The sequence below is a fragment of the Hydrocarboniphaga sp. genome (genome assembly GCF_028291725.1).
Lineage (GTDB): Bacteria > Pseudomonadota > Gammaproteobacteria > Nevskiales > Nevskiaceae > Hydrocarboniphaga.
Map to the genome: position 1 here is coordinate 57,556 of NZ_JAQGNT010000009.1, position 18,723 is coordinate 76,278.

At 64.8% G+C, this 18,723-nt stretch carries 15 protein-coding genes and 1 pseudogene; 9 read left to right on the top strand and 7 right to left on the bottom strand.

Going from position 1 to position 18,723, the window contains the following annotated elements; genetic code table 11:
* Window positions 1–208: 208 nt before the first annotated feature.
* The 3 genes from JWQ90_RS02475 (at window position 209) to JWQ90_RS02485 (ending at window position 3,309) form a co-directional block, all read left to right on the top strand.
* A complete protein-coding gene (locus JWQ90_RS02475) occupies window positions 209–811 on the top strand; it encodes a TetR family transcriptional regulator (RefSeq protein WP_299688844.1) in 603 nt (200 codons plus the stop codon).
* Between the two features lie 135 nt (window positions 812–946).
* Entirely contained in the window at window positions 947–2,173 is a 1,227-nt protein-coding gene (locus tag JWQ90_RS02480) for a cytochrome P450 (RefSeq protein ID WP_299688847.1), read from the top strand.
* Window positions 2,158–3,309 carry an epoxide hydrolase family protein gene (locus JWQ90_RS02485; protein WP_366919415.1) on the top strand — a complete coding sequence of 384 codons (1,152 nt, stop codon included), beginning with the start codon at window positions 2,158–2,160 and terminating at the stop codon, window positions 3,307–3,309. Before JWQ90_RS02480 ends, JWQ90_RS02485 begins: the two co-directional genes overlap by 16 nt.
* Before the next feature lie 130 nt (window positions 3,310–3,439).
* On the opposite strand, the gene JWQ90_RS02490 is transcribed toward JWQ90_RS02485, so the two are convergent.
* From JWQ90_RS02490 to JWQ90_RS02500, 3 genes are all read right to left on the bottom strand, one after another.
* The gene (locus tag JWQ90_RS02490) at window positions 3,440–4,663 is read right to left on the bottom strand and encodes a cytochrome P450 (RefSeq protein ID WP_299688853.1); all 1,224 of its coding nucleotides are present in this window, start codon (window positions 4,661–4,663) and stop codon (window positions 3,440–3,442) included.
* Between the two features lie 169 nt (window positions 4,664–4,832).
* Window positions 4,833–6,176 (bottom strand): hypothetical protein, encoded by a 1,344-nt coding sequence (locus JWQ90_RS02495; protein ID WP_299688856.1) that lies wholly within the window; start codon window positions 6,174–6,176, stop codon window positions 4,833–4,835.
* Entirely contained in the window at window positions 6,173–7,039 is an 867-nt protein-coding gene (locus JWQ90_RS02500) for an oxidoreductase (protein WP_299688859.1), read from the bottom strand. Before JWQ90_RS02500 ends, JWQ90_RS02495 begins: the two co-directional genes overlap by 4 nt.
* A 129-nt stretch (window positions 7,040–7,168) precedes the next feature.
* On the opposite strand from JWQ90_RS02500, the gene JWQ90_RS02505 reads away from it, so the two are divergent.
* The 5 genes and pseudogenes from JWQ90_RS02505 (at window position 7,169) to JWQ90_RS02525 (ending at window position 9,926) form a co-directional block, all read left to right on the top strand.
* Entirely contained in the window at window positions 7,169–8,209 is a 1,041-nt protein-coding gene (locus JWQ90_RS02505) for a helix-turn-helix domain-containing protein (protein ID WP_299688861.1), read from the top strand.
* Window positions 8,206–8,358 (top strand): annotated as a pseudogene (locus tag JWQ90_RS29085) (3-oxoacyl-ACP reductase); the annotation flags it as partial. The gene JWQ90_RS02505 and the pseudogene JWQ90_RS29085, both read left to right, overlap by 4 nt.
* Window positions 8,359–8,733: 375 nt before the next feature.
* Window positions 8,734–8,997 (top strand): hypothetical protein, encoded by a 264-nt coding sequence (locus JWQ90_RS02515; protein ID WP_299688867.1) that lies wholly within the window; start codon window positions 8,734–8,736, stop codon window positions 8,995–8,997.
* Complete coding sequence (locus JWQ90_RS02520; protein WP_299688870.1) at window positions 8,981–9,412, top strand: TA system VapC family ribonuclease toxin; 432 nt, start codon at window positions 8,981–8,983, stop codon at window positions 9,410–9,412. The genes JWQ90_RS02515 and JWQ90_RS02520 overlap by 17 nt, the downstream gene beginning before the upstream one ends.
* A 202-nt stretch (window positions 9,413–9,614) precedes the next feature.
* Complete coding sequence (locus JWQ90_RS02525) at window positions 9,615–9,926, top strand: hypothetical protein (protein ID WP_299688873.1); 312 nt, start codon at window positions 9,615–9,617, stop codon at window positions 9,924–9,926.
* 254 nt (window positions 9,927–10,180) lie between these two features.
* Here JWQ90_RS02525 and JWQ90_RS02530 read toward each other — a convergent pair whose 3' ends face one another.
* The 4 genes from JWQ90_RS02530 to JWQ90_RS02545 all read right to left on the bottom strand — a co-directional run bounded on the left by JWQ90_RS02530 (window position 10,181) and on the right by JWQ90_RS02545 (window position 15,839).
* Window positions 10,181–12,010: a DUF3604 domain-containing protein gene (locus JWQ90_RS02530; protein WP_299688876.1), complete on the bottom strand. Its 1,830-nt coding sequence runs from the start codon at window positions 12,008–12,010 to the stop codon at window positions 10,181–10,183.
* A gap of 87 nt (window positions 12,011–12,097) precedes the next feature.
* Window positions 12,098–13,909 carry a DUF3604 domain-containing protein gene (locus JWQ90_RS02535; RefSeq protein ID WP_299688879.1) on the bottom strand — a complete coding sequence of 604 codons (1,812 nt, stop codon included), beginning with the start codon at window positions 13,907–13,909 and terminating at the stop codon, window positions 12,098–12,100.
* A gap of 32 nt (window positions 13,910–13,941) precedes the next feature.
* The gene (locus JWQ90_RS02540; protein ID WP_299688882.1) at window positions 13,942–14,922 is read right to left on the bottom strand and encodes a HupE/UreJ family protein; all 981 of its coding nucleotides are present in this window, start codon (window positions 14,920–14,922) and stop codon (window positions 13,942–13,944) included.
* Window positions 14,919–15,839, bottom strand: a complete 921-nt coding sequence (locus JWQ90_RS02545) for a peptidylprolyl isomerase (protein WP_299688885.1) — start codon at window positions 15,837–15,839, stop codon at window positions 14,919–14,921. The genes JWQ90_RS02540 and JWQ90_RS02545 overlap by 4 nt, the downstream gene beginning before the upstream one ends.
* A 259-nt stretch (window positions 15,840–16,098) precedes the next feature.
* Here JWQ90_RS02545 and JWQ90_RS02550 point away from each other — a divergent pair, with 259 nt between their 5' ends.
* A complete protein-coding gene (locus tag JWQ90_RS02550; RefSeq protein ID WP_299688888.1) occupies window positions 16,099–18,585 on the top strand; it encodes a TonB-dependent receptor in 2,487 nt (828 codons plus the stop codon).
* Window positions 18,586–18,723: the final 138 nt, after the last annotated feature.

Genomic DNA, 18,723 nt, shown 5'->3' on the forward strand with positions numbered 1-18,723 from the left:
CGACCAATATCTGAATATCCCTTTTATATTAAATGTTTAACTTTATTAAGGTAAGGGACCAACCGGCTCATAGCGCAGTCAAGACGCTCAAGTCCTCGGCAGTTTCCGCGCCATAGATTGGCCGACCGCCACGTCGTCGAGACTGGCAATGTGCCGCGGCTCCCCCGATATTGCACGGCATCGCCATGACTCCAGGACGCCATCCCGAATGCCCAAGACTGCCGCTGCCGGCGCCAGGCCGAAACCGCCTACCAAGGGCGAAAGAACCCGCAGCGAGATCCTGAAAGCGGCAACGCGCTTGTTCGCCGCCAAGGGCTACGACGCGACCGGAGTGCGTCAGATCGGGGAGGCCGTCGGGGTCAACCCTGCACTGATCAATCTGTATTTCGGCTCGAAGGGAGACCTGTTCCGCGAAGTCGCAAGCCAGGCGCTGGCCGGAGCTGAACTGCGGCAAGGCAGCGTCGATCAACTCGGCGAGCAATGGGCGCGCTTCACCGTGCAGGGCGTCTCCGCCAGGCAGGCGCGGCTCAAGGCATCCAATCAGTCGTTGCAACTGCTGATCCGTTCGGCTGCAAGCCCGGTCGCGGCCGCCACCGTGCGCCGCGCGATCGGCGAACAGATCGTCGATCCGATCGCCTCTCGCCTGAGCGGCGATCGCACTCAGGAGCGCGCGGCGCTGATCGCCACCTACCTGCTCGGCTTCTCGCTGATGCAGCGCGTGATCGGGGTCGATGCCCTGGCCAAAGGTGATCATGAGACGCTGATCCGGCACCTGGCCGAGGCGGTGCAGAACTGTGTCGACGACCGCTGAAGCAGCGCCAATCACGATACGGATATCGAAATATCTCGGGCCTGCATGTCTCGAGAGGCGCAGCCATCGCGCTTGCTTTTTTCTAATCACCCGTTTAGTTTTTTAAAACGATAAGGGGCAGCAAGGAGAAAGCCGATGTCCGCAGCAGCCAGCAGTATCGCAACCGCCCCGGTCGCGATACCCGATCACGTATCGCCCGAGCGCGTCGTCGATTTCGACTACGTCAACGACCCGATGTTCAGCACCGATCCGCAGGCTGCCTACCTACGCTTCCGCGATGGGCCCGATCTGATCTATACGCTGCGCAACGGCGGCCACTGGATCGCGACGCGGCGCGAGCTGATGGTCGAGATATTCCAGAACTCCGAGGTTTTCTCGACGTTCCCGTATGTGATCCCGAGTTCGGTCTCCAGTGCGACACCGCAGCCTTTCACCGAGATCAATGCACCGGACAATCTGAAATATCGGCGCCTGCTGTCACCGATGATGGCACCCAAGGCCGTCACCAGCTTCGAGACCTACGGCCGCGAAATCATGCGCGAGCTGATCGACGAGGTGCTGCCGCGCGGTGAATGCGAGTTCTCCAGCGACGTCGCGCAGAAGCTGCCGATCTTCATCATCATGCGCTGGCTCGACCTGCCCTTCGAAGACCGCTTCATGCTGATGAACAACGTCGACAAGGTGCTCAGCGATCCCGACCCGGAACAGCGTCGGCTGGCCCGCGAGTTCACCGTGAACTACATCGACAGCACGGTCGCGGCGCGGCGCGAGAAGCCGGGCGACGATCTGATCAGCTACCTGGTCAACAGCGAGGTCGACGGCCGCCGCGTCACGCAGATGGAAGGCGTGTCGATGGCGAGGAACCTGATCCACGGCGGGCTCGACACGGTGCGCAACATGATGTCGCACATTGCGCTGTTCCTGGCCAACAACGCACCACATCGCCAGCAACTGGTCGACGATCCCGCGCTGATTCCGGCGGCGATCGAAGAACTGTTCCGCTGGTATGCGCTGCCGAACATGCCGCGTTGCGTGCTGAACGACATCGAGTTCCACGGCGTGGCGATGAAGAAAGGCGAGCAGATCCTGATGCCGCTGATGCTGGCGGGCCACGACGAGCGCTACTATGAGGCACCGGATACTGTCGACTTCAAACGCCGGGACATGCGCCACATCACCTTCGGCAACGGCGCACATGTCTGCCCGGGACAGCACCTGGCGCGCATCGAGCTGAAGATCTTCCTGGAGGAATGGTTGAGCCGCATTCCGCATTTCAAGATCAAGCCCGGTACGACACCCGTCACTGCCGGCGGCATCATCCTCGCCGTGCGCAGCCTGTCGCTGGAATGGACGGCGCCGTGAAGCCCTTCAAGGTCGCGGTCGGTGAAGAGCAGATTGCCGACCTGCGCCGGCGACTGTCTTACACGCGCTGGCCCGACCAGCTCGAGGACGATGACTGGAGCTACGGCACCGACGGCGTCTATCTGCGCCAGCTCTGCGACTACTGGCGCGATGGCTACGACTGGCGCGCTTTCGAAAGCCGCTTGAACGCACACCCGCAGTTCACCACCGAAGTCGATGACCTGCATCTGCATTTCTACCATCTGCGCTCACACGAGCCCGGTGCCAAGCCCCTGCTGCTCAGCCACGGCTGGCCGGGTTCGATCGTCGAATTCCAGCAGGTGATAGGCCCCCTCGCCGATCCGCGCGCGCATGGCGGCGATCCGGCCGACGCTTTCCATGTGATCGCGCCCTCGTTGCCGGGCTTCGGTTTCTCGGGCCCGACGACGCGGCGCGGCGTCAACGGCCGCGTGGTCGCCAGCGCGTTCAATCAGCTGATGCTGAAGCTCGGTTATCCGCGCTATTTCGCTCAGGGCGGCGACTGGGGCTCGATGATCACGGTGATACTCGGCGGCCTGCATGCCGAGCAGGTCGAGGCGATCCATCTGAACCTGCTGACCGCGCCGCCGCCGGACCCCGAGCATCCGCACGCGGGCTTGAGCAATGCGGAAATCGAAGCAGTGCAACGCAATCGCGTTTTCGCCGAACACGAGACCGGTTATCAGCAGATCCAGCGCACCAAGCCGCAGACGCTGGCCTATGGGCTGAGCGATTCACCGGCAGGGCTCGCCGGCTGGATCGTCGAGAAATTCCGCGGCTGGAGCGATTGCGGCGGCGATATCGGACGCAGTTTCAGCCGCGACCAACTGCTCGACAATATTTCCATCTACTGGCTCACCGGCACGATCAACTCGTCGATGCGTCTGTATTTCGAGGAGATCGGACCCGGGCGGCGCCAGCCGCTGCCGAAAGTCGCGGTGCCCACCGGCCACGCGCTGTTCCCGGCCGAGATCACCCGCACGCCGCGCCCCTGGGCGGACGCAAAGTTCAATATCCGGCGCTGGCAGACCATGCCGCGTGGCGGACATTTCGCGGCGATGGAAGAGCCCGGATTGTTTGTCGGTGAAGTGCGGGAGTTTTTCCGCGAGTTCCGCTGAAGGCGATGTCACCGACTGCCGTCCACAAGCTGCACTTGCAGGAGCGGTCCTTGACCGCGATTGTGCGGGCGGGGCCTCAATCGCGGACAAGGACCGCTCCTACAGTAGCGGCCGGGCCGACCGCGCCGGCTCAATCCCAGGCCAGCGGCAGTTTGGTGCGGCCCCAGTGCATCCACGATTCGATGCGTTCGGTCGGGCCGTTCAGGCGCAGCTTCGGCAGGCGCTCCATCAGCAGCTTCAACGCGACCTTCGCCTCCATGCGCGCGATCGGCGCGCCCAGGCAAAAATGCACGCCGCTGCCGAAGGACAGATGCTGCTTGGCTTCGGCCAGCGGCCGATCCAGCCGGAACGCCTCGCCATCAGGGAACTTCTGAGGATCGCGATTGGCGCCGGTGATGTTGAACATCAGCTTGGCACGCTCCGGCAGCTCCTGGCCGTGCATCGTCACCGGGCACAGGCTGGTGCGGAAATGCGCGAGCACCGGCGGGTCGTAGCGCAGGCTCTCTTCCACGGCAACTTCGATCAGCTGCGGGTTCGCTTTCAGCTGCTGCCAGCGTTCCGGCACCTGTAGCAGCCGCCACAGCAGATTGCTGATCAGGTTCGTCGTCGTCTCCTGTCCGCCGGTCAGAAACGCGAGGCAGACATTGAGCATCTCCGGCTCGGTCAGATAGCGCTTCTCGACCTTGGCGACCAGCACCCGCGACAGATAGTCGTCCGTCAGCACCGTGCCCAGATGTGCCGGCGTCGGCTCGGTGACGCCGGCCGCGTCCAGCAGCTTGCGACGCTCGGCGAGCAGGCCGGAAAAATGCGGCAGGATCACCGTCAGGATCTTTTCGAACGAGCCCGGCGTCGGATCGTGGAACAGCTGCATCTGCAGCTCGTCGGCCCAGTGCTTGTATTGCAGATAGTCGGTACGCGGCGTGCCGAGCATCACGCACATCATCTGTGCCGGTAGCGGCAGCGCGAACTCGTCGTGGAAGTCGCCGCCGCTGCGCTGCTGCATGCGATCGATCAATTCGTTGGCGATCAGCACGGCCTCGGGCTCGTAGCGCTGCACGGCTTTCGGCGACAGGCCCGGCTGCATGGACAAGCGGAATGCGTTGTGGAACGGCGGGTCGGTCTTGAAACCGACTTCGCTGATCGTGTCCTTGGCGGCGTTGCCGAACTTGAACGACCAGATCGGATTGTCGGTCAGGATGTCACGCTTGATCTCGTCGTAATGGCTGGTGATCCAGAACTGGAACTGCTCGCCCTCGTACTTGTAAAACGGGCAGCGCGCGCGCAGCTCGGAATAGCTTTTGCCGGGATCGGCTGCGGTGTCGTGGTCCAATGGGTCGAAGCGAAAATCGGTCATCTAGTGGCCTGTAGCTGAGGAAAAGGTAGTGAGCATGGGCGATGGATCGCGTGTCGAGGCAAGGCGCGAGGAGGAGTCATAGCGGTAGCTATGGCGACGACGAGCAACGCCGCATCGGCACGCGAGACGCGGCCAGGCGCTAGCGATTCCTCTGTTACAGGCCACCTTCTCAGGCCTCGATGGTGCCGCGAATATAGGCGTCGATGGTGCCGGCGCAGCCGATGTGGTCGTCCTGGCCCGGCGGCGCATAGCGAGTGATCGGTTCGAGGATCGTCGGGCCGCGGCGCCCGCAGGGGCAGACCTCGGAGAAATCCATCGTCAGCTTGTCGCCGCTGATGACGCCGCCCCAACGGCCTTCGAACAGCAGATCGACGAAGCCGAAGCGGCCTTCGACCCGGCCTTCGCGCGGCAGCAGTTGATCGCCCTCGCCGCTCAGCATCAGCGGAATCATGCCGGCCGGCTGGTGATAATGGTGCGCCTCGCAGCGCGGGAACATCAGCGCCATCTCGGTCATGCCGTAGTTCTTGGGCCGCTTGACCGCGCCATAAAAACCATTGACCTGCGCCTCGTAATCCGGCGGCAGCGGGATGCCCTTGATCCCTCCACCGGCGGCCACGACGCTGTCGGGATGGAACTCGCCGTCGCCGATGCCCATCGCGCGTGCCTTCTGCACGATCGTCCAGTGCTGGCCCCATTGGCCCGACAGGAAGATCGGCTCGTGGCGATGCGCCATGATCCGCTCGATCATCTCCACCAGGCGCCCTTTCATCTGCGCGGACTTTGCGAGGCCCTCGGCTTCGAACTCGGCGATCGCGGTCGGCGTCGCGGTGCCTTCCATCATCGCGCGCCGCATGATCGCGGCGCGGCTGACCTGGGAAATACGCAAGGGCTCGTCGCTGAGGAAATGAATCTCGCCCGGGCGCCCCCACAGCTCGGCGTTGACTCGCGATGTCTGCACACCGTAATTCGGCCCGCTGCTCGGAAACAGCTGGAAAACCGGGCGATCCGCATGTGGCGCGATACCAAGAAAGCCGCCCATCACCGTGCCCAGGTAGCGCCGCACCTGCTCGCGGTCGTGAGCGTTGCGATTCAGGAACGAGCACTTGCCCGAGGTACCGCTGGTGGCCATCACCTCATGGCCGTTGGCCCATAGACGATCGACCCAGTCGTCGACGGTAACGACACCGCTCAGATCGACCTTCATCACATCGTCGACCGACAAGGCGTTCAGCCATTGCTGCATCCGCGGCCACTGGCCCTTGTCGATGAAGGACTGCGGGTAGGACTTGTACGTGGTGTGTGGGAACAGCAGCGGCACCAGATCGGCGAAGCCTCTGATGCGCGTGATGCCGGCGTCGTCGGCGCGCTTCTTAACCAGAGGGATCTGTTCAGCGCGGGTCTCGAACAACTCCTGCGCAGCCAGCAACTGCAGCGTGTCGATCTCGGCGCGCGCGCATTGGTAGTGATCGGCGGCGTAGACGCGTTGCAGCAACTGATCGCGTGCCGTGCTCATGCCTGGACCTCGGCGGATTCGAATTCGGTGCTCGAACTGAGCGCTTCCCATCGGTCGAGTTCGAGCAAGGCGTTCTGGTAGCGGGCGCGCAGGCGCGGCAGCATGTCCCTGCCCAGCAGCAGCCGCAGCGGCGGCTCGGGCATTTCGACCAGTTGCAGCATCACCTGCGCCGCCTTGGCCGGATCACCCGGCTGCCTGCCGTTGAACTGCTCGAAGCCGGCACGCATGCGCCCCGCGGTAGCGTCGTAGTCGCCAATGCGCTGCTGCGCCTGAGCGAACGAGCCGCCGGAAAACTGAGTCCGGAAGCCGCCCGGCTCGAGCAGCGTCACGCGGATACCGAGCGCGGCGACTTCGGCCGCCAGCGCTTCGGAGAAGGCCTCCACCGCGAACTTCGAGGCCGCGTAGTAGCCCAGGCCGGCCGACGCCATCAGCCCGGCGCCCGATGACAGGTTGAGAATCCGCCCGGTGCGTCGCGCGCGCATCTGCGGCAGCACCGCCTGGGTGAGCTGCACCAGGCCGAAGAAATTGGTTTCGAACTGCTGGCGTATCTCGGCAAGGCTCGCCTCCTCCGCCGCGCCGACGAAGCCGTAGCCGGCGTTGTTGACCAGCACGTCGATACCACCGGCGATGTCACCCGCTGCCGCGACGGCTGCACCGATCTGCGCCGGATCGCTGACGTCCATCATCAGCGCATGGGCCCGACCCGGGGCGAGCGCCTCGAACGCGGCGATCTGCGCGGGCCTGCGCAAAGTGCCGATCACCCGGTCGCCCTTCGCCAGCGCCGCGACGGCCAGCTCCCGGCCGAAACCGCTGGACACACCGGTGATGAACCAGCGCCGCGCGATGGGTTGCGGTTCGGACATGATCTCCTCTCTAATTGGTGTACTGTTATGCCTGAAGTCTAGATAAACACTGGCTCAGGCAACAGTTCTGCAGCGGACACGAACAGGAGACGAATCGGACATGAGCTTGCTGCCGGAGGGCCGACACCGATGACGCGCAGAGTCGCCGTCTTCATGCCCGGGCGCGCCGAGCTGAGCAGCATCGCCGTCCCGACCGATCTGCTGCAGTTGGCCAATCGCTTCGCCCGCGAGCGCACCGGCGCCAGCGAAGGCGCCGCGACGCGCGATGAAGCCGCGCCGCTCGCCTGTCGCTGGTTGTCGATCGACGGCGGGCCGGTTTCGCTGTCGTCGGGCGGCAGCCTGGACGCCGACGGCGGCCTGGATCAGGAGCTGGTCTACGACGCCGTCTTCGTCGCCTCATACGAAGCCAACAACAGCGAAGCGCCGCATGCTGCCGCCGATGGCGCGTCGAAGCGCTCGGAATGGTTGCGGCGCCAGCATCGTGAAGGCGCCACGATCGCCGCCTTCGGCAGCGGCGTCCTGCTGCTGGCGGAGAGCGGCCTGCTCGACCGCAGGGTGGCGACCGCGCCGTGGTGGCAGCACAGCGAGTTTCATCGGCGCTATCCGGCGGTGCGCCTCGACGCGAGCCAGCGGGTCACCGAGCACGACCGCCTGCTGTGCGCCGGCAGCCTCGCCGGCCTGCTGCCGATGGCGCTGCGGGTCGTGCAGCGTCTGACTTCGCCCAACACCGCCGCATGGCTCGCCAGGACCACGCTGATCGACACCACGACCGAGCTCGGCATGCTCAAGGCAGCCGCACCACAGGACGATGCCGGCGGCGATGCGCTGGTTGCGGCCGCGCTGTACCAGTTGCAGCAGCATTACGCCGACAAGGCCCAGCTCGGCGATCTGGCGGCGACACTGGCGGTGAGCCCGCGCACTCTGAGCCGCCGCTTCCATCGCGCGCTCGGCCTGTCGCCGCAGGATTACGTGCAGGCGCTGCGTATCGATGCAGCCAAGCGCATGCTGCTGCGCACCAGCCTGCGTGTCGATCGCGTCGGCCTGCAGGTCGGTTATGGCGACCTTGGATTCTTCAAGCGGGTATTCCGCAGCCAGACCGGCATGACGCCGACTGCCTGGCGGGTGCAGGCACGGCTTGCGTCCGGCACCGAAGCGGGGCCGGCGCAGTGAGCGGCCGTCTGCACAAGCGCGTTGCGATCATCACCGGCGCCGGCTGCCGCCACGGCTGGGGCAATGGCAAGGCCACGGCGGTGCTGTTCGCGCGCGAAGGCGCGCGCCTGCTGCTGGTGGACCGCGACGCCGACGCGCTGGCGCAGACCCATGCCGCGATCCTGGCCGACAGCAGCCAACGCGGCGCTATTTCTGGCGGGCGGCGAAAGCGGCTATATCAACGGCGCCGAGCTGGTGGTCGACGGCGGGTTTACACATCTGATGCCGATGATGGTGCCGGCCTGATCCACCGTGCCCCAAGCGGAGCGTCGTTCCGGGCTGTCATTCGCTTGAAGCGCAGGGTTCTGTCCGAACTGGACGATCAGCGAATGTGCGGCAGGCTCTGTGCAATCGCCAGCCGGACAGCGTCGGGCCAACCAAGGGCTTCGCGATGAGCCATCGAGTGAAACTCCCTTTGCCGGCAGACCTCAAGATGACCCAAGCTTGGCGCATCAATACAGCAAGGCATATTTATGCGTACTACCTTGGACCTTCCGGACGACATTCTCCGCCGGGCGAAGATCGCTGCCGTGGAGCGGGGTTCCAGCTTGCGTCAACTCGTCACACACGCCCTGCGCCACGAAATCGAACGGACTGCGCCCAGCGTTCGCCGCCGAATGACCAGCCCACCGATTCAACTCTCCGCCGACGCTCCGTTGCGCAAGCTCAGCCCGGACGCGGTCAAACGCCTGGACGCCGAATCGGTCTCGGAAGCCGATGCGGTACGGGCGCGTGCGGCACATCGCTGACGCCAACATCCTGCTGCCGGTACTGACCGAGGGTCACGCCCACCGCGGTCCGGCTGTCGAGTGGTGGGACGGCTGTGACGACGACACCGTCGGGCTGTGCCTGCCGGTGCGCATGGCATTGCTCCGGCTGCTGACTCGCGTCATGGGGTCTGGAACCTTGCGTCCGAAACAGGCCTGGGATGCCCTGGGCAAGCTGCTCGACGACCCGAGAATTTCCCTGGTCGATCAGGTACCGCAGACCCACGCCAAGCATTGGCGCGCCAACATCGCGAAACGCGAACCGACACCGGACCTCTGGACGGATGCCTGGCTCGCCGCGCTGGCCCAGTCGACCGACTGCGAAATGGTCACGTTTGACCGCGGATTCCGCTCGTTCGCCAAACTCAAGCTGCGCCTGCTTTCTCCGGCATCCTGACGGACCGTATGGCAGCCAACGGCTCCGACGACGGCCAGGCTGTTGTTCCTTTGTCCGCGCGTACCAGGCTATGCAGCAACGGCCGCCCATCGGCCCAAGGCGTCCATCCATGACGCTCTTGCGAGCCGCTGCCTGAAGCGGGAACAGCGGTTGCCGATACCGGCTCATGCGCCGTCGGATTGATGGCGCAAGGAGGGCTTCGATGAGCTACAGCCGATTGAAGTGTCTGGACTCGATGGAACTGCAGTATGCCTGCTGTCTGCCGGAAGCCAGTTTCCGGCTGATCTACGAGTTGGGCTGCATCAGTGAACGTTGCACCCGTCCGGCGATCCCCCGCCCCGACGAAGCCGACCGCGCCCGCGCCCTGGCTCTGCTCGGCCTGCTGTGCGAACACCGGAGCTTCGACGTCCGCCATCAGGAATGCTTGTCGTACACGGTGACGAGCACGGGCACCGACGTCTTCAACCTCGCCGCCTCCTGGCGCGATACGAGCCGGCTCGATGAGGCCGCCTAGTCCACTGAATCACTGAAATCGGCAGTGCTGTCCACCCGATGCGGGCGTCCCTCACCGCCAATTCCAACGATCCAGCGGACTAGTGGCGTATAACCGGTGAACAGCATCCGGTGCCAGATGACATCGTAGGTCGGCAACCCCTTGCCGACGTGTGCCCTTCAATGCGTAGTCGAGGCCTCACGTCGGCACGGGATTGCCGACCTACCGTTGCCGGGAAATGCTTTTCACCCATCCGATTTCTCCGATGCAGCGGACTAGGGCTTGTAATACACCGGCGAAGTCCAGGCGCGTTCCTGGATCGTGGCCGGCACGCGATCGGATAGCGGCAGCTTGTTCTTCACCGACACGTAGGTGGTCCAGCGCGGTGTCGGGATTTCCAGCACGCGGGCGTAGTAGGCGGCGGGGACCGCGGCGTCGAACTCCGGATCGGTCCATACCGTTGCCAGCTCGGTGGCACCGATGCTGTTGCTGTACTGCGCGGTCGCAAGGTCGACGGTGCTGCCGATGGAGGGCAGCTTGCCGGTCTTGGTGTCCGGCCGGCGATCGCCGGCCCAGGCGACGTCGAACACCTGCTCATGCGACGCGCCGCGCTCCAACCAGACCTTGACGATCTGGATGCGGTCGAGATTGCCGGAATCCGGGTCCTTGAGCGCCTGCACGGCGATGCGCGGCGCCTTGGCTTTGGCGCCCGGCGCCAATTCGCCCCCCATCGGCACACCGGCCGCGGCGGCGCGCAGTGCCCAATCGGCCTGCGCGGTGAGCTTGTCGTCGAAATCCCAGCCGGCGTACAGGCGCACGCGAATGCGGCCGCCGGAGGTGGCGAACACTTCCTTGCGCTTCAGCGCGGCGAAGATCGCCTCGCGCGTATTGCCTTCGGCCCAGACGCCGGTGAGGCCGGAAGCCGAGCCGACGACGCGCGGTTCGCCGGCGGGGTTGGGCTCGAACAGCTGCTGGGCATTGGCCGCCGAATCGCTCAGCCCCAGCGCGCCGGGGAAGTTGAATTCCTCGGTGGCCGAGACGCCGGAATGGAAATCCGAGGCGCCGGCAAAGCCCAGCTGAAACGGATTGAGACCGATGCGCTGCTCGATGGCAAAGCCGCGGCCCAGCGCCTGGCGCACATAGCTGCCGTCGAGGCGGCCCTTGCCCTTGCCGCCGAGCAGGATCTCGTACATCTCGAAGTCGGCGAACTCGTCGTTGGGCGACAGTAGCGGGTGGGTTTCGCTGGTGCCCTTGTTCTGCGAAATCTCCACCAGCGGCTCGTTGCGCCGGCGCTGCTCGGCGTTCTCGCGCGAAATCGGTTTTCCGAAGGAATCGCGCCAGTCGAACATCAGGCCGTCGCTGACGTTGGAGTTGTGCGGCAGGTCCAGCACCTCGACACCCTGCTCGCGCTGGTGATCCATGTAGGTCCACAGGTCTTCGGGGTGCTGCGAGTCGATCGACGAAAACGGCGTCTGCGGATACTTGGGCCCCAGGAAGATGACGTTGCGGTGCAGGTTGGCGCCGTTGGGGATCGAGCTCCATTCGTAGGCGACGAAAGTGGTGAGCCGGCCCGGCTCGTAGTATTTCTCGGCGGCATCGATCTGGTGCTGCCAGTTGCTGTGCTGCAGCTCGTCGCTGCGGAACTCGGCGATCGGCGCGGCTCCGGCGAACATCGGAGCGGCAATCTGATAGATCAGCTTCATGCGATTGCCCGGCGCGATGTCGGAGAAGGCTTTGGGCCAGGGCGTGTCTTTGAACGGGCCATTCGGATCAGCGGCGATGCGCAGCACGCCCAGATACTCGGAGTGATCGGTCACCGCGAGAAAATCCAGCGGCGCCTTGCGCTTGACCTTCTGCCCCAGGTAATCCACCTCGTCACCGCGCGCGAAGCGGTAGGAATCTTCCGGCAGCGTGTTGGTACGCATGGTGAAGGCGTCGAAAGACATCGCCGTGTGCAGGTGCAGATCGCCGAAGTAGGCTTGCTTGTCGGTCGCGGCCGCGGGCGGTTGAGCCGTCGTCGAAGCAGGCGGTGCTTCGGCGGGCTTCTTGTTGCAGGCAGCGAGTAGCAAGGCGACGAGCAGCGTGGTTGATCGAATGCGGTTCATGAAAGCTCCCTATCCCTAAAAATATTCCCTACACACAGAAACCGCTCCCTCCCCCGCCTGCGGGGGAGGGCTGGTCGGTTCCGTGACTCAGCCTGGCCGGTAGAACACCGGCGACGACCAGGCGCGTTCCTGGATCGCTGGCGGCACCAGCTGCGGCAGCGGCAGGCCGTTCTTCACCGCCAGATACGTGGTCCAGCGCGGCGTCGGGATTTCCAGCACGCGGGCGTAGTAGACCGCGGGCGCGGCGGCATCGAATTCGGGATCGCTCCATACCGTGGCCAGTTCAGCGGCGCCGATGCTGTTGGTGTACTTGGCGGCCTTCACATCCACCGTGCTGCCCACCACGGGCAGCTTGCCGGTCGTGGCATCGACAGCACGCTCGCCGGCCCAGGCGATGTCGAACACCTTCTCCTGCGTCTTGCCGTCCTTGAGCCAGACCTTGACGATCTGGATGCGGTCGAGATTGCCCGAATCAGGGTCCTTGAGTGCCTGCACCGCCACACTCGGCGCTTTGGCGCCAGCCTTGGGCGCAAGATCGGCACCCATCGGTACGCCGCCAGCGTAGGCCTTGGCCGCCCAGCCGGGTTTCTTCACCAGGTCTTTCGGATAGCTCCAACCGGCGAACAGGCGCAGCTGGATACGCGGGCCGGTGGTGGCGAACACCTCGCGGCGCCTGAGCGCATCGAAGATCGCTTCGCGGGTGTTCTGCTCGGCCCACACGCCAGTGACGCCAGCGGCGCTGCCGAGCACCATCATCGCGCCCGACGGCTGCTGCGGATCGATCGGTTCGTTGAGCCAGCGCTTGGCGTCGAGCTGACTGTCGCCAACGCCAAAGGCGCCGCTGAAGTTGAACTCCTCCGAGGACGAAGCGCCGGAATGAAAATCCGAAGCGCCGACGAAGCCGAGCTTGTAAGGGTTGACGCCGACGCGCGCCTCGATCTCCAGCCCGCGGCCCAGCGCCTGGCGCACGTAGCTGCCGTCGAGCTTGCTGCGCCGCGGCTGGCCGAGCAGGAATTCCATCAGCTCGTAGCTGGCGAACTCGTCGGCCGGCGACAGCACCGGGTTGGTTTCGCTGGTGCCCTTGTGCTGCGTGATCTCCACCAGCGGCTCGTTGCGAATGCGCTGCTCGGCATAGGCGCGCGAGATCGGCGCGCCGGCGGAATCCTCAAACGTAAACATGCGGCCGTCGCTGACGTTGGAGTTGTGCGGCAGATCCATCACCTCGACACCCAGCGCGCGCTGGTGATCCATGTAGGTCCACAAGTCTTCGGGCTTGACCGAATCGAGTGTCGAAAACGGCCGCTGCGGATACTTGGGCCCGCGGAAGATCACGTTGCGGTGCAGGTTGGCGCCGGCCGGCATCGAGGTCCATTCATAGGCGGCGAACGTGGTGAACTTGCCCGGCTGGTAATACTTTTCCGCAGCGTCGATCTGGCGCTGCCAGTTGCTATGCACGAACTCATCGTTCACCAGCTCGGGAGCCGGCGTGCCGCTGTCGCTGGTGAAGCCCTTGCCGAAAGCCGCACCGACTTTTCGGAAGCGATCGAAGAAGCTGAGCGTGGTGTCATTCATGATCTGGTGGATGCCGAACCTGGCCAGCGGCCCCTTGGGATCGTCGGCGATGCGCGCGGCGCCGAGGTACTCGGAGTGATCGGTGACGGCGAGAAAATCCAGCGCGGCCTTGCGGCGAATCTTCTGGCCGATGTAATCGATCTCCTCGCCGCGCGCGTAGCGGTACGAGTCCTCCGGCAGCGTGTTGGTGCGCGAGGCATAGGCGTCCATCGACATCGCCGTATGCAGATGCAGATCGCCGAAATAGGCCTGCCGCTCCGCCGCCGATGCCAACGCCGGCAGCAGCACCGCCACCGCCGCAATGCCCATCAAAACGGTGATACGCATGAATGCACTCCCTTTAGTGGGTTATAGATGAGTTATAGAAAAGCCAAGGTCCGCTCGATGAACCAGAACGAGGCGAGCGAGCCGATGACGTAAGCCGGTATCGGCCTCAGATAAGGCAGCAGGCGCGGCACCGTGCGATACAGCGCCACGCCGGCCAGCGCGATGCCGGCGACGAACATCAGCTGCCCGGCCTCGATGCCGAGATTGAACAGCAGCAGCGCCAGCGGAATGTCGCTTTTTGGCAGGCCGATCTGCGCCAGCGCGCCCGCGAACCCCAGGCCATGCAGCAGGCCGAAGCTGAAAGCCACCGCCCACGGGTAACGCTGCGCCAAACCGACACGACCGCGCCGCTGGTGCACCAGCTCCACCGCGACGTAGACGATGGACAGCGCGATCACTGCCTCCACCGGCGCCGGCTGCACCGTGATCAGGTCCAGCGCCGCGCAGGCCAGCGTGATGCTGTGCGCCAGCGTGAACGCGGTGATGGTCTTCACCAGACGGCGCAGATCACCGACCAGCAGCATCAGCCCGAATACGTAGAGCAGATGATCGATGCCCGTCCAGATATGCGTGACGCCCAGCATCAGGTAATCCGCCACCGGCAGCGAGGGCTTCTCCGCCGGCGGCAGTTGCCAGCGCGGCTGATCGGGCCGGATCAGATGCGTCGCGGTGACGCCATTGGCGTAGTGCAGTCGCGCCAGCACGTCGGTGATGGTGCGTTCCAGCCCTTCGATCTGCAGCGTCTGTTCACCCAGCGGCGCGTGCGGCGGCGCGACGGTCCATTCCTGTATCAAATAGGCATCGGTCTGGCTGAGCTTGGCCTTGCTGTCATCGAGCCAGTCGGACAGGTGCGGATTGATCGGAATCGACAGACGGCCGATGGCCGGCTGTTTCCACAGCACCTGCAGCGTGCCATCGCCTGCCTCGTTGATCTCGATGTAGGCGGGGCGGATTTCGTGCGCAAAAACAGGCTGCGCCAGCAGCGCCAGCAGCAGCCCTATCGCGCGCCTCACGGCTGCGCCTTGCGGTCGGCGCGCACCACTTCGTAGCGGCGGCGCAGCTCGTCGAAGCTCGCGGCGTTGTACTGCTGGCGCGTGCGCTCGACCCAGGCGCTACGCACACGCTCACGCAGCGTCTCGAACGGCGGCACCTGGGCTTCGCGGCGCTGCGTCACCTGCACCAGATGCCAGCCATAGCCGGATTGCAGCGGCCCGCTCCACTGCCCCGGCGTCGACCGCAACAGTCCCTCGACAATCGGGAACTGGCCGAAAATCTGCACCAGTTCCGGCGGGCTCAGCTCGGCATAGCCCTGCTGTAATGCGAAGCGATCGCCGTCCGATGCGGCAGCCGACGGCCCCTGCAGGCGCAGCTGCCGCAGCGCGTCTTCGGCGCGGCGACGCGCGCCGTCGAAGCCGTCGATGTCGGGGCTGAAATAGCGATGCGTAAAGCTCACCCGCGGCGCCTCAGTGAACTCGCTGGTGTGCGCATCGTAGTAGGCGCGCAGCGCGGCTTCGTCGGGCTCCGGCACCGCGGTCAGATCGCGGTTGAGAAAGTCCAACTTCTGGATCAGACGACGGCGCACGATCTCGTCGTTCTGATCCAGGCCCATATGCAGCGCCTCGCGATACAGCACTTCGTCGCGCACATGCTCTTCGATGATGCCCTCCAGGCGCGCAGGCGAAGGTGCCGAGCCCATCTGCATTTCGTAGAGCTTGACCAGGCGGCTGATGGTGTCGTCATCAATCAGGATCTGGCGTTCGGCAGTCTGGCGATGCTGCTCGACGACATGCGCCAACACGAACAGCAACGCGCCCAGCAACAGGAATTGCAGCAGCGGCTCGCGCAGCGTTCGCGACAGCAGACCGCGTCGCGGCGGATGCGCAGGTACAGCGACAAGCGTCGGCGCGCCGACGGCAATGGGGGCATTCACACGGTTCTCCCGAACGAAGGAACGACAACGGCGCCGCGCGGCCTCGGGCCGTGCGCTGGCATTCAGATTTAGCCAGCCGCGCGTCGCCGGCAGAAAGAAGTTTTTCGATTTCTCTTATTCCTCTACGCGGCCATAAGAATCGAATAAATCGGTACTTTGAAGTTAATCGTGTGTCGACTAGCGTCCATACATGCCGATCAATTGGGGCGATCGGCTTTTGGTCCGCTGCATAAAACCACCACAACGTTTTGGGGAAATCATGTCGCGCTTAAAGCTGCGCGCGGGTCGGCTGTTGCCGATAAACGCCGCGCTGATTGGACTCTGGTTGCCGCTGGCCGCACTCGCGCCGGCGGCTCATGCACAACAGCAGGAAGCAGAAGCGGCCGCCGCCCCGCAAGTGGCCGCGGCAGCCTCGCCGGCCGATGGTGCCGAAGTCGCCGCCGGCGCATCAGCCCCGGTAGAGCTTGAAGAGATTGTCGTCTCCGCACGCCGCCGCGCCGAAACAGCGCAGAGCGTTCCGATCGCACTCACCGCTATCGGCGAGCACGAGATCGAAGCCACCGGCGCCTACACGTTGAGCCAACTGCAGCAGGCGGCACCGAGCCTGCAGGTGTTCAGCTTCAATCCGCGCAACACCAACATCAACATCCGCGGACTCGGCAGCAACGTGGCGCTGACCAACGACGGCCTCGAGAGCGGCGTGGGCGTCTATGTCGACCAGGTCTATTACGGCCGGCCGGGCATCTCGCAATTCGATCTGATCGACCTTGAGCGCGTGGAAGTGCTGCGCGGACCGCAGGGCACGCTGTTCGGCAAGAACACGACGGCCGGCGCTATCAACATCAGCTCGAAGCTGCCGAGCTTCACGCCGGAATTCAGCGGCGAGCAGAGTGTGGGCAACTACGGCTACCGGCAATCGCGAGCCTCGGCCTCCGGGCCGATTTCCGGCGACAGCGTCGCTGGCCGCCTGAGCGTGGGCTACACCACGCGCGACGGCTTCGGCGAGAACATCCACCAAGGCCTGGACCAGGATCAGCGCGACATCTACACCTACGAGAACTTCAGCTCGCGCGGACAGCTGCTGTTCAAGCCATCAGAGTCGCTGTCGCTGCGCCTGATCGGCGACCACAGCCGCCAGCGGCAGCGTTGCTGCCTCAACTTTCTGGTGGATTCGTTCACCGACTACGACGTCAATCCCGCCAACCCGACGGCGTCCACCACGATTGCGAACAACTTCGACACCCGCACCGCACGCCTCGGCTATACACCAGTGCCGTTCAAGCCGTTCGCGCGCATCGCCGATGCCGATGCGGAGTTCCACGCCAACATGGCGCAGGAAGGCCTGTCGGCGCAGCTCGATTGGACATTGCCCGTCGGCACGCTGACCTCGGTGAGCGCCTGGCGCAGCTGGGACTGGGACCCGGCGAACGACGCCGACGCCACCGGCCTGGACGTCAACCGCAAGGCGCAGCAGGTGAACCGCCAACGCCAGCTGAGCCAGGAAATCCGCCTGGCCTCGGAAGCCGGTGGGCGCTTCGATTACGTGACAGGTGTCTACTACTTCCATCAAATAGTCGACGGCTACGGCAGCTTTGAATACGGCGAGGACGCCGGCAACTGGAACCGCGCGCCGAGCAACCCGATTCCGCTGGAAGTGTGGAATGCGGCACTCGACGGCTTTCTCGCTACCAGCAAGTCCACACCGAAGACCGACTCCTACGCGCTGTTCTCGCAGGGCACCTGGCACGCGGCCGAGCGGCTGGATATCACGCTGGGCCTGCGCTACACGCACGAGGACAAGGAGGGCGACTATTCGCAGACCCAGGTGGCCGGCGCCGACCTCTCCGGTCTGACCACCACGCAGCAGGCTCAGGCACAGGCGATCCGCAACAATTTCAATCCCAACATCACCGGCGTGCACGCCGAGCTGTCGGACGACGCCGTGTCCGGCACACTGAATATCTCCTACCGGCTGAGCGACGATCTGCTCAGCTACGCCACCTACTCGCGCGGCAACAAATCCGGCGGCCTCAATCTGACGACCTTGCCGGCGGGCGTGCCGCTGACCGTGGACCCGGAGAAAGTCGACCATTACGAGCTGGGGCTCAAGAGCCAATGGCTGAACCACGCGGCTACGCTGAACCTCGCTGCTTTCCGCACCGAGATCAGCGACTACCAGAGCTCGATCGTGATCTCGACCGGTGGCGGTCCCACCATCACCTACATCGACAACGTCGGCAAGGTACGCTCCAGCGGCGTCGAGGCCGACCTGCGCTACACGCCGCTGCAGGGGCTGATCCTGAGCGCTTCGGGCGCCTACATCGATGCGCTCTACGTGGACTACTCCCAAGCGCCCTGCCCTTCGGAGCGCAAGAACACCGGTAGTAGCTGCGATCTCTCCGGCGAGTCCTTGCCTGGCACTTCCAAATGGGCCGGCTCACTGGCCGCCGACGCCAGCGCACCGCTGGGCGCGCTGGAAGTGTTCGGCCGCGCCGACTACATCTACCGCTCGTCCTTCAATACCAATGTCAGCAACTCGCGCTACGCCGAGGTCGATGCCTACGGCCTGGTCAACCTGCGCCTGGGCATCCGCCCTCAAGACCAGCGCTGGGAGCTGGCACTGTGGTCGCGCAACCTGTTCGACAAGGAATACTTCCAGACGCTGAGCGTGACCGACACCGGCCTGGTCAGCGGCCTGCCCGGCGATCCACGCACCTGGGGCCTGACCGGCAAGCTGCGGTTCTGAGCAGATCGGTATATCGGCACGTGCCCCGTGGCCCGCGTGAAACCCGAGGATGACGCGAGTTGCGAAAGCCCCGGATTTTGCCCGGGCTACGCATCCTCCAGGCATTTTGTTAGTCGCTTTGGGAGGAACGATGGAGCG

What these genes read in the sequence shown, in the direction of transcription:
- JWQ90_RS02530 (WP_299688876.1), bottom strand. Translation starts at nt 12,010, where the DNA reads ATGAACCGCATTCGATCAACCACGCTGCTCGTCGCCTTGCTACTCGCT.
- JWQ90_RS02475 (WP_299688844.1), top strand. Translation starts at nt 209, where the DNA reads ATGCCCAAGACTGCCGCTGCCGGCGCCAGGCCGAAACCGCCTACCAAG.
- JWQ90_RS02505 (WP_299688861.1), top strand. Translation starts at nt 7,169, where the DNA reads ATGACGCGCAGAGTCGCCGTCTTCATGCCCGGGCGCGCCGAGCTGAGC.
- JWQ90_RS02535 (WP_299688879.1), bottom strand. Translation starts at nt 13,909, where the DNA reads ATGCGTATCACCGTTTTGATGGGCATTGCGGCGGTGGCGGTGCTGCTG.
- JWQ90_RS02495 (WP_299688856.1), bottom strand. Translation starts at nt 6,176, where the DNA reads ATGAGCACGGCACGCGATCAGTTGCTGCAACGCGTCTACGCCGCCGAT.
- JWQ90_RS02500 (WP_299688859.1), bottom strand. Translation starts at nt 7,039, where the DNA reads ATGTCCGAACCGCAACCCATCGCGCGGCGCTGGTTCATCACCGGTGTG.
- JWQ90_RS02480 (WP_299688847.1), top strand. Translation starts at nt 947, where the DNA reads ATGTCCGCAGCAGCCAGCAGTATCGCAACCGCCCCGGTCGCGATACCC.
- JWQ90_RS02485 (WP_366919415.1), top strand. Translation starts at nt 2,158, where the DNA reads ATGGACGGCGCCGTGAAGCCCTTCAAGGTCGCGGTCGGTGAAGAGCAG.
- JWQ90_RS02490 (WP_299688853.1), bottom strand. Translation starts at nt 4,663, where the DNA reads ATGACCGATTTTCGCTTCGACCCATTGGACCACGACACCGCAGCCGAT.
- JWQ90_RS02550 (WP_299688888.1), top strand. Translation starts at nt 16,099, where the DNA reads ATGTCGCGCTTAAAGCTGCGCGCGGGTCGGCTGTTGCCGATAAACGCC.
- JWQ90_RS02525 (WP_299688873.1), top strand. Translation starts at nt 9,615, where the DNA reads ATGAGCTACAGCCGATTGAAGTGTCTGGACTCGATGGAACTGCAGTAT.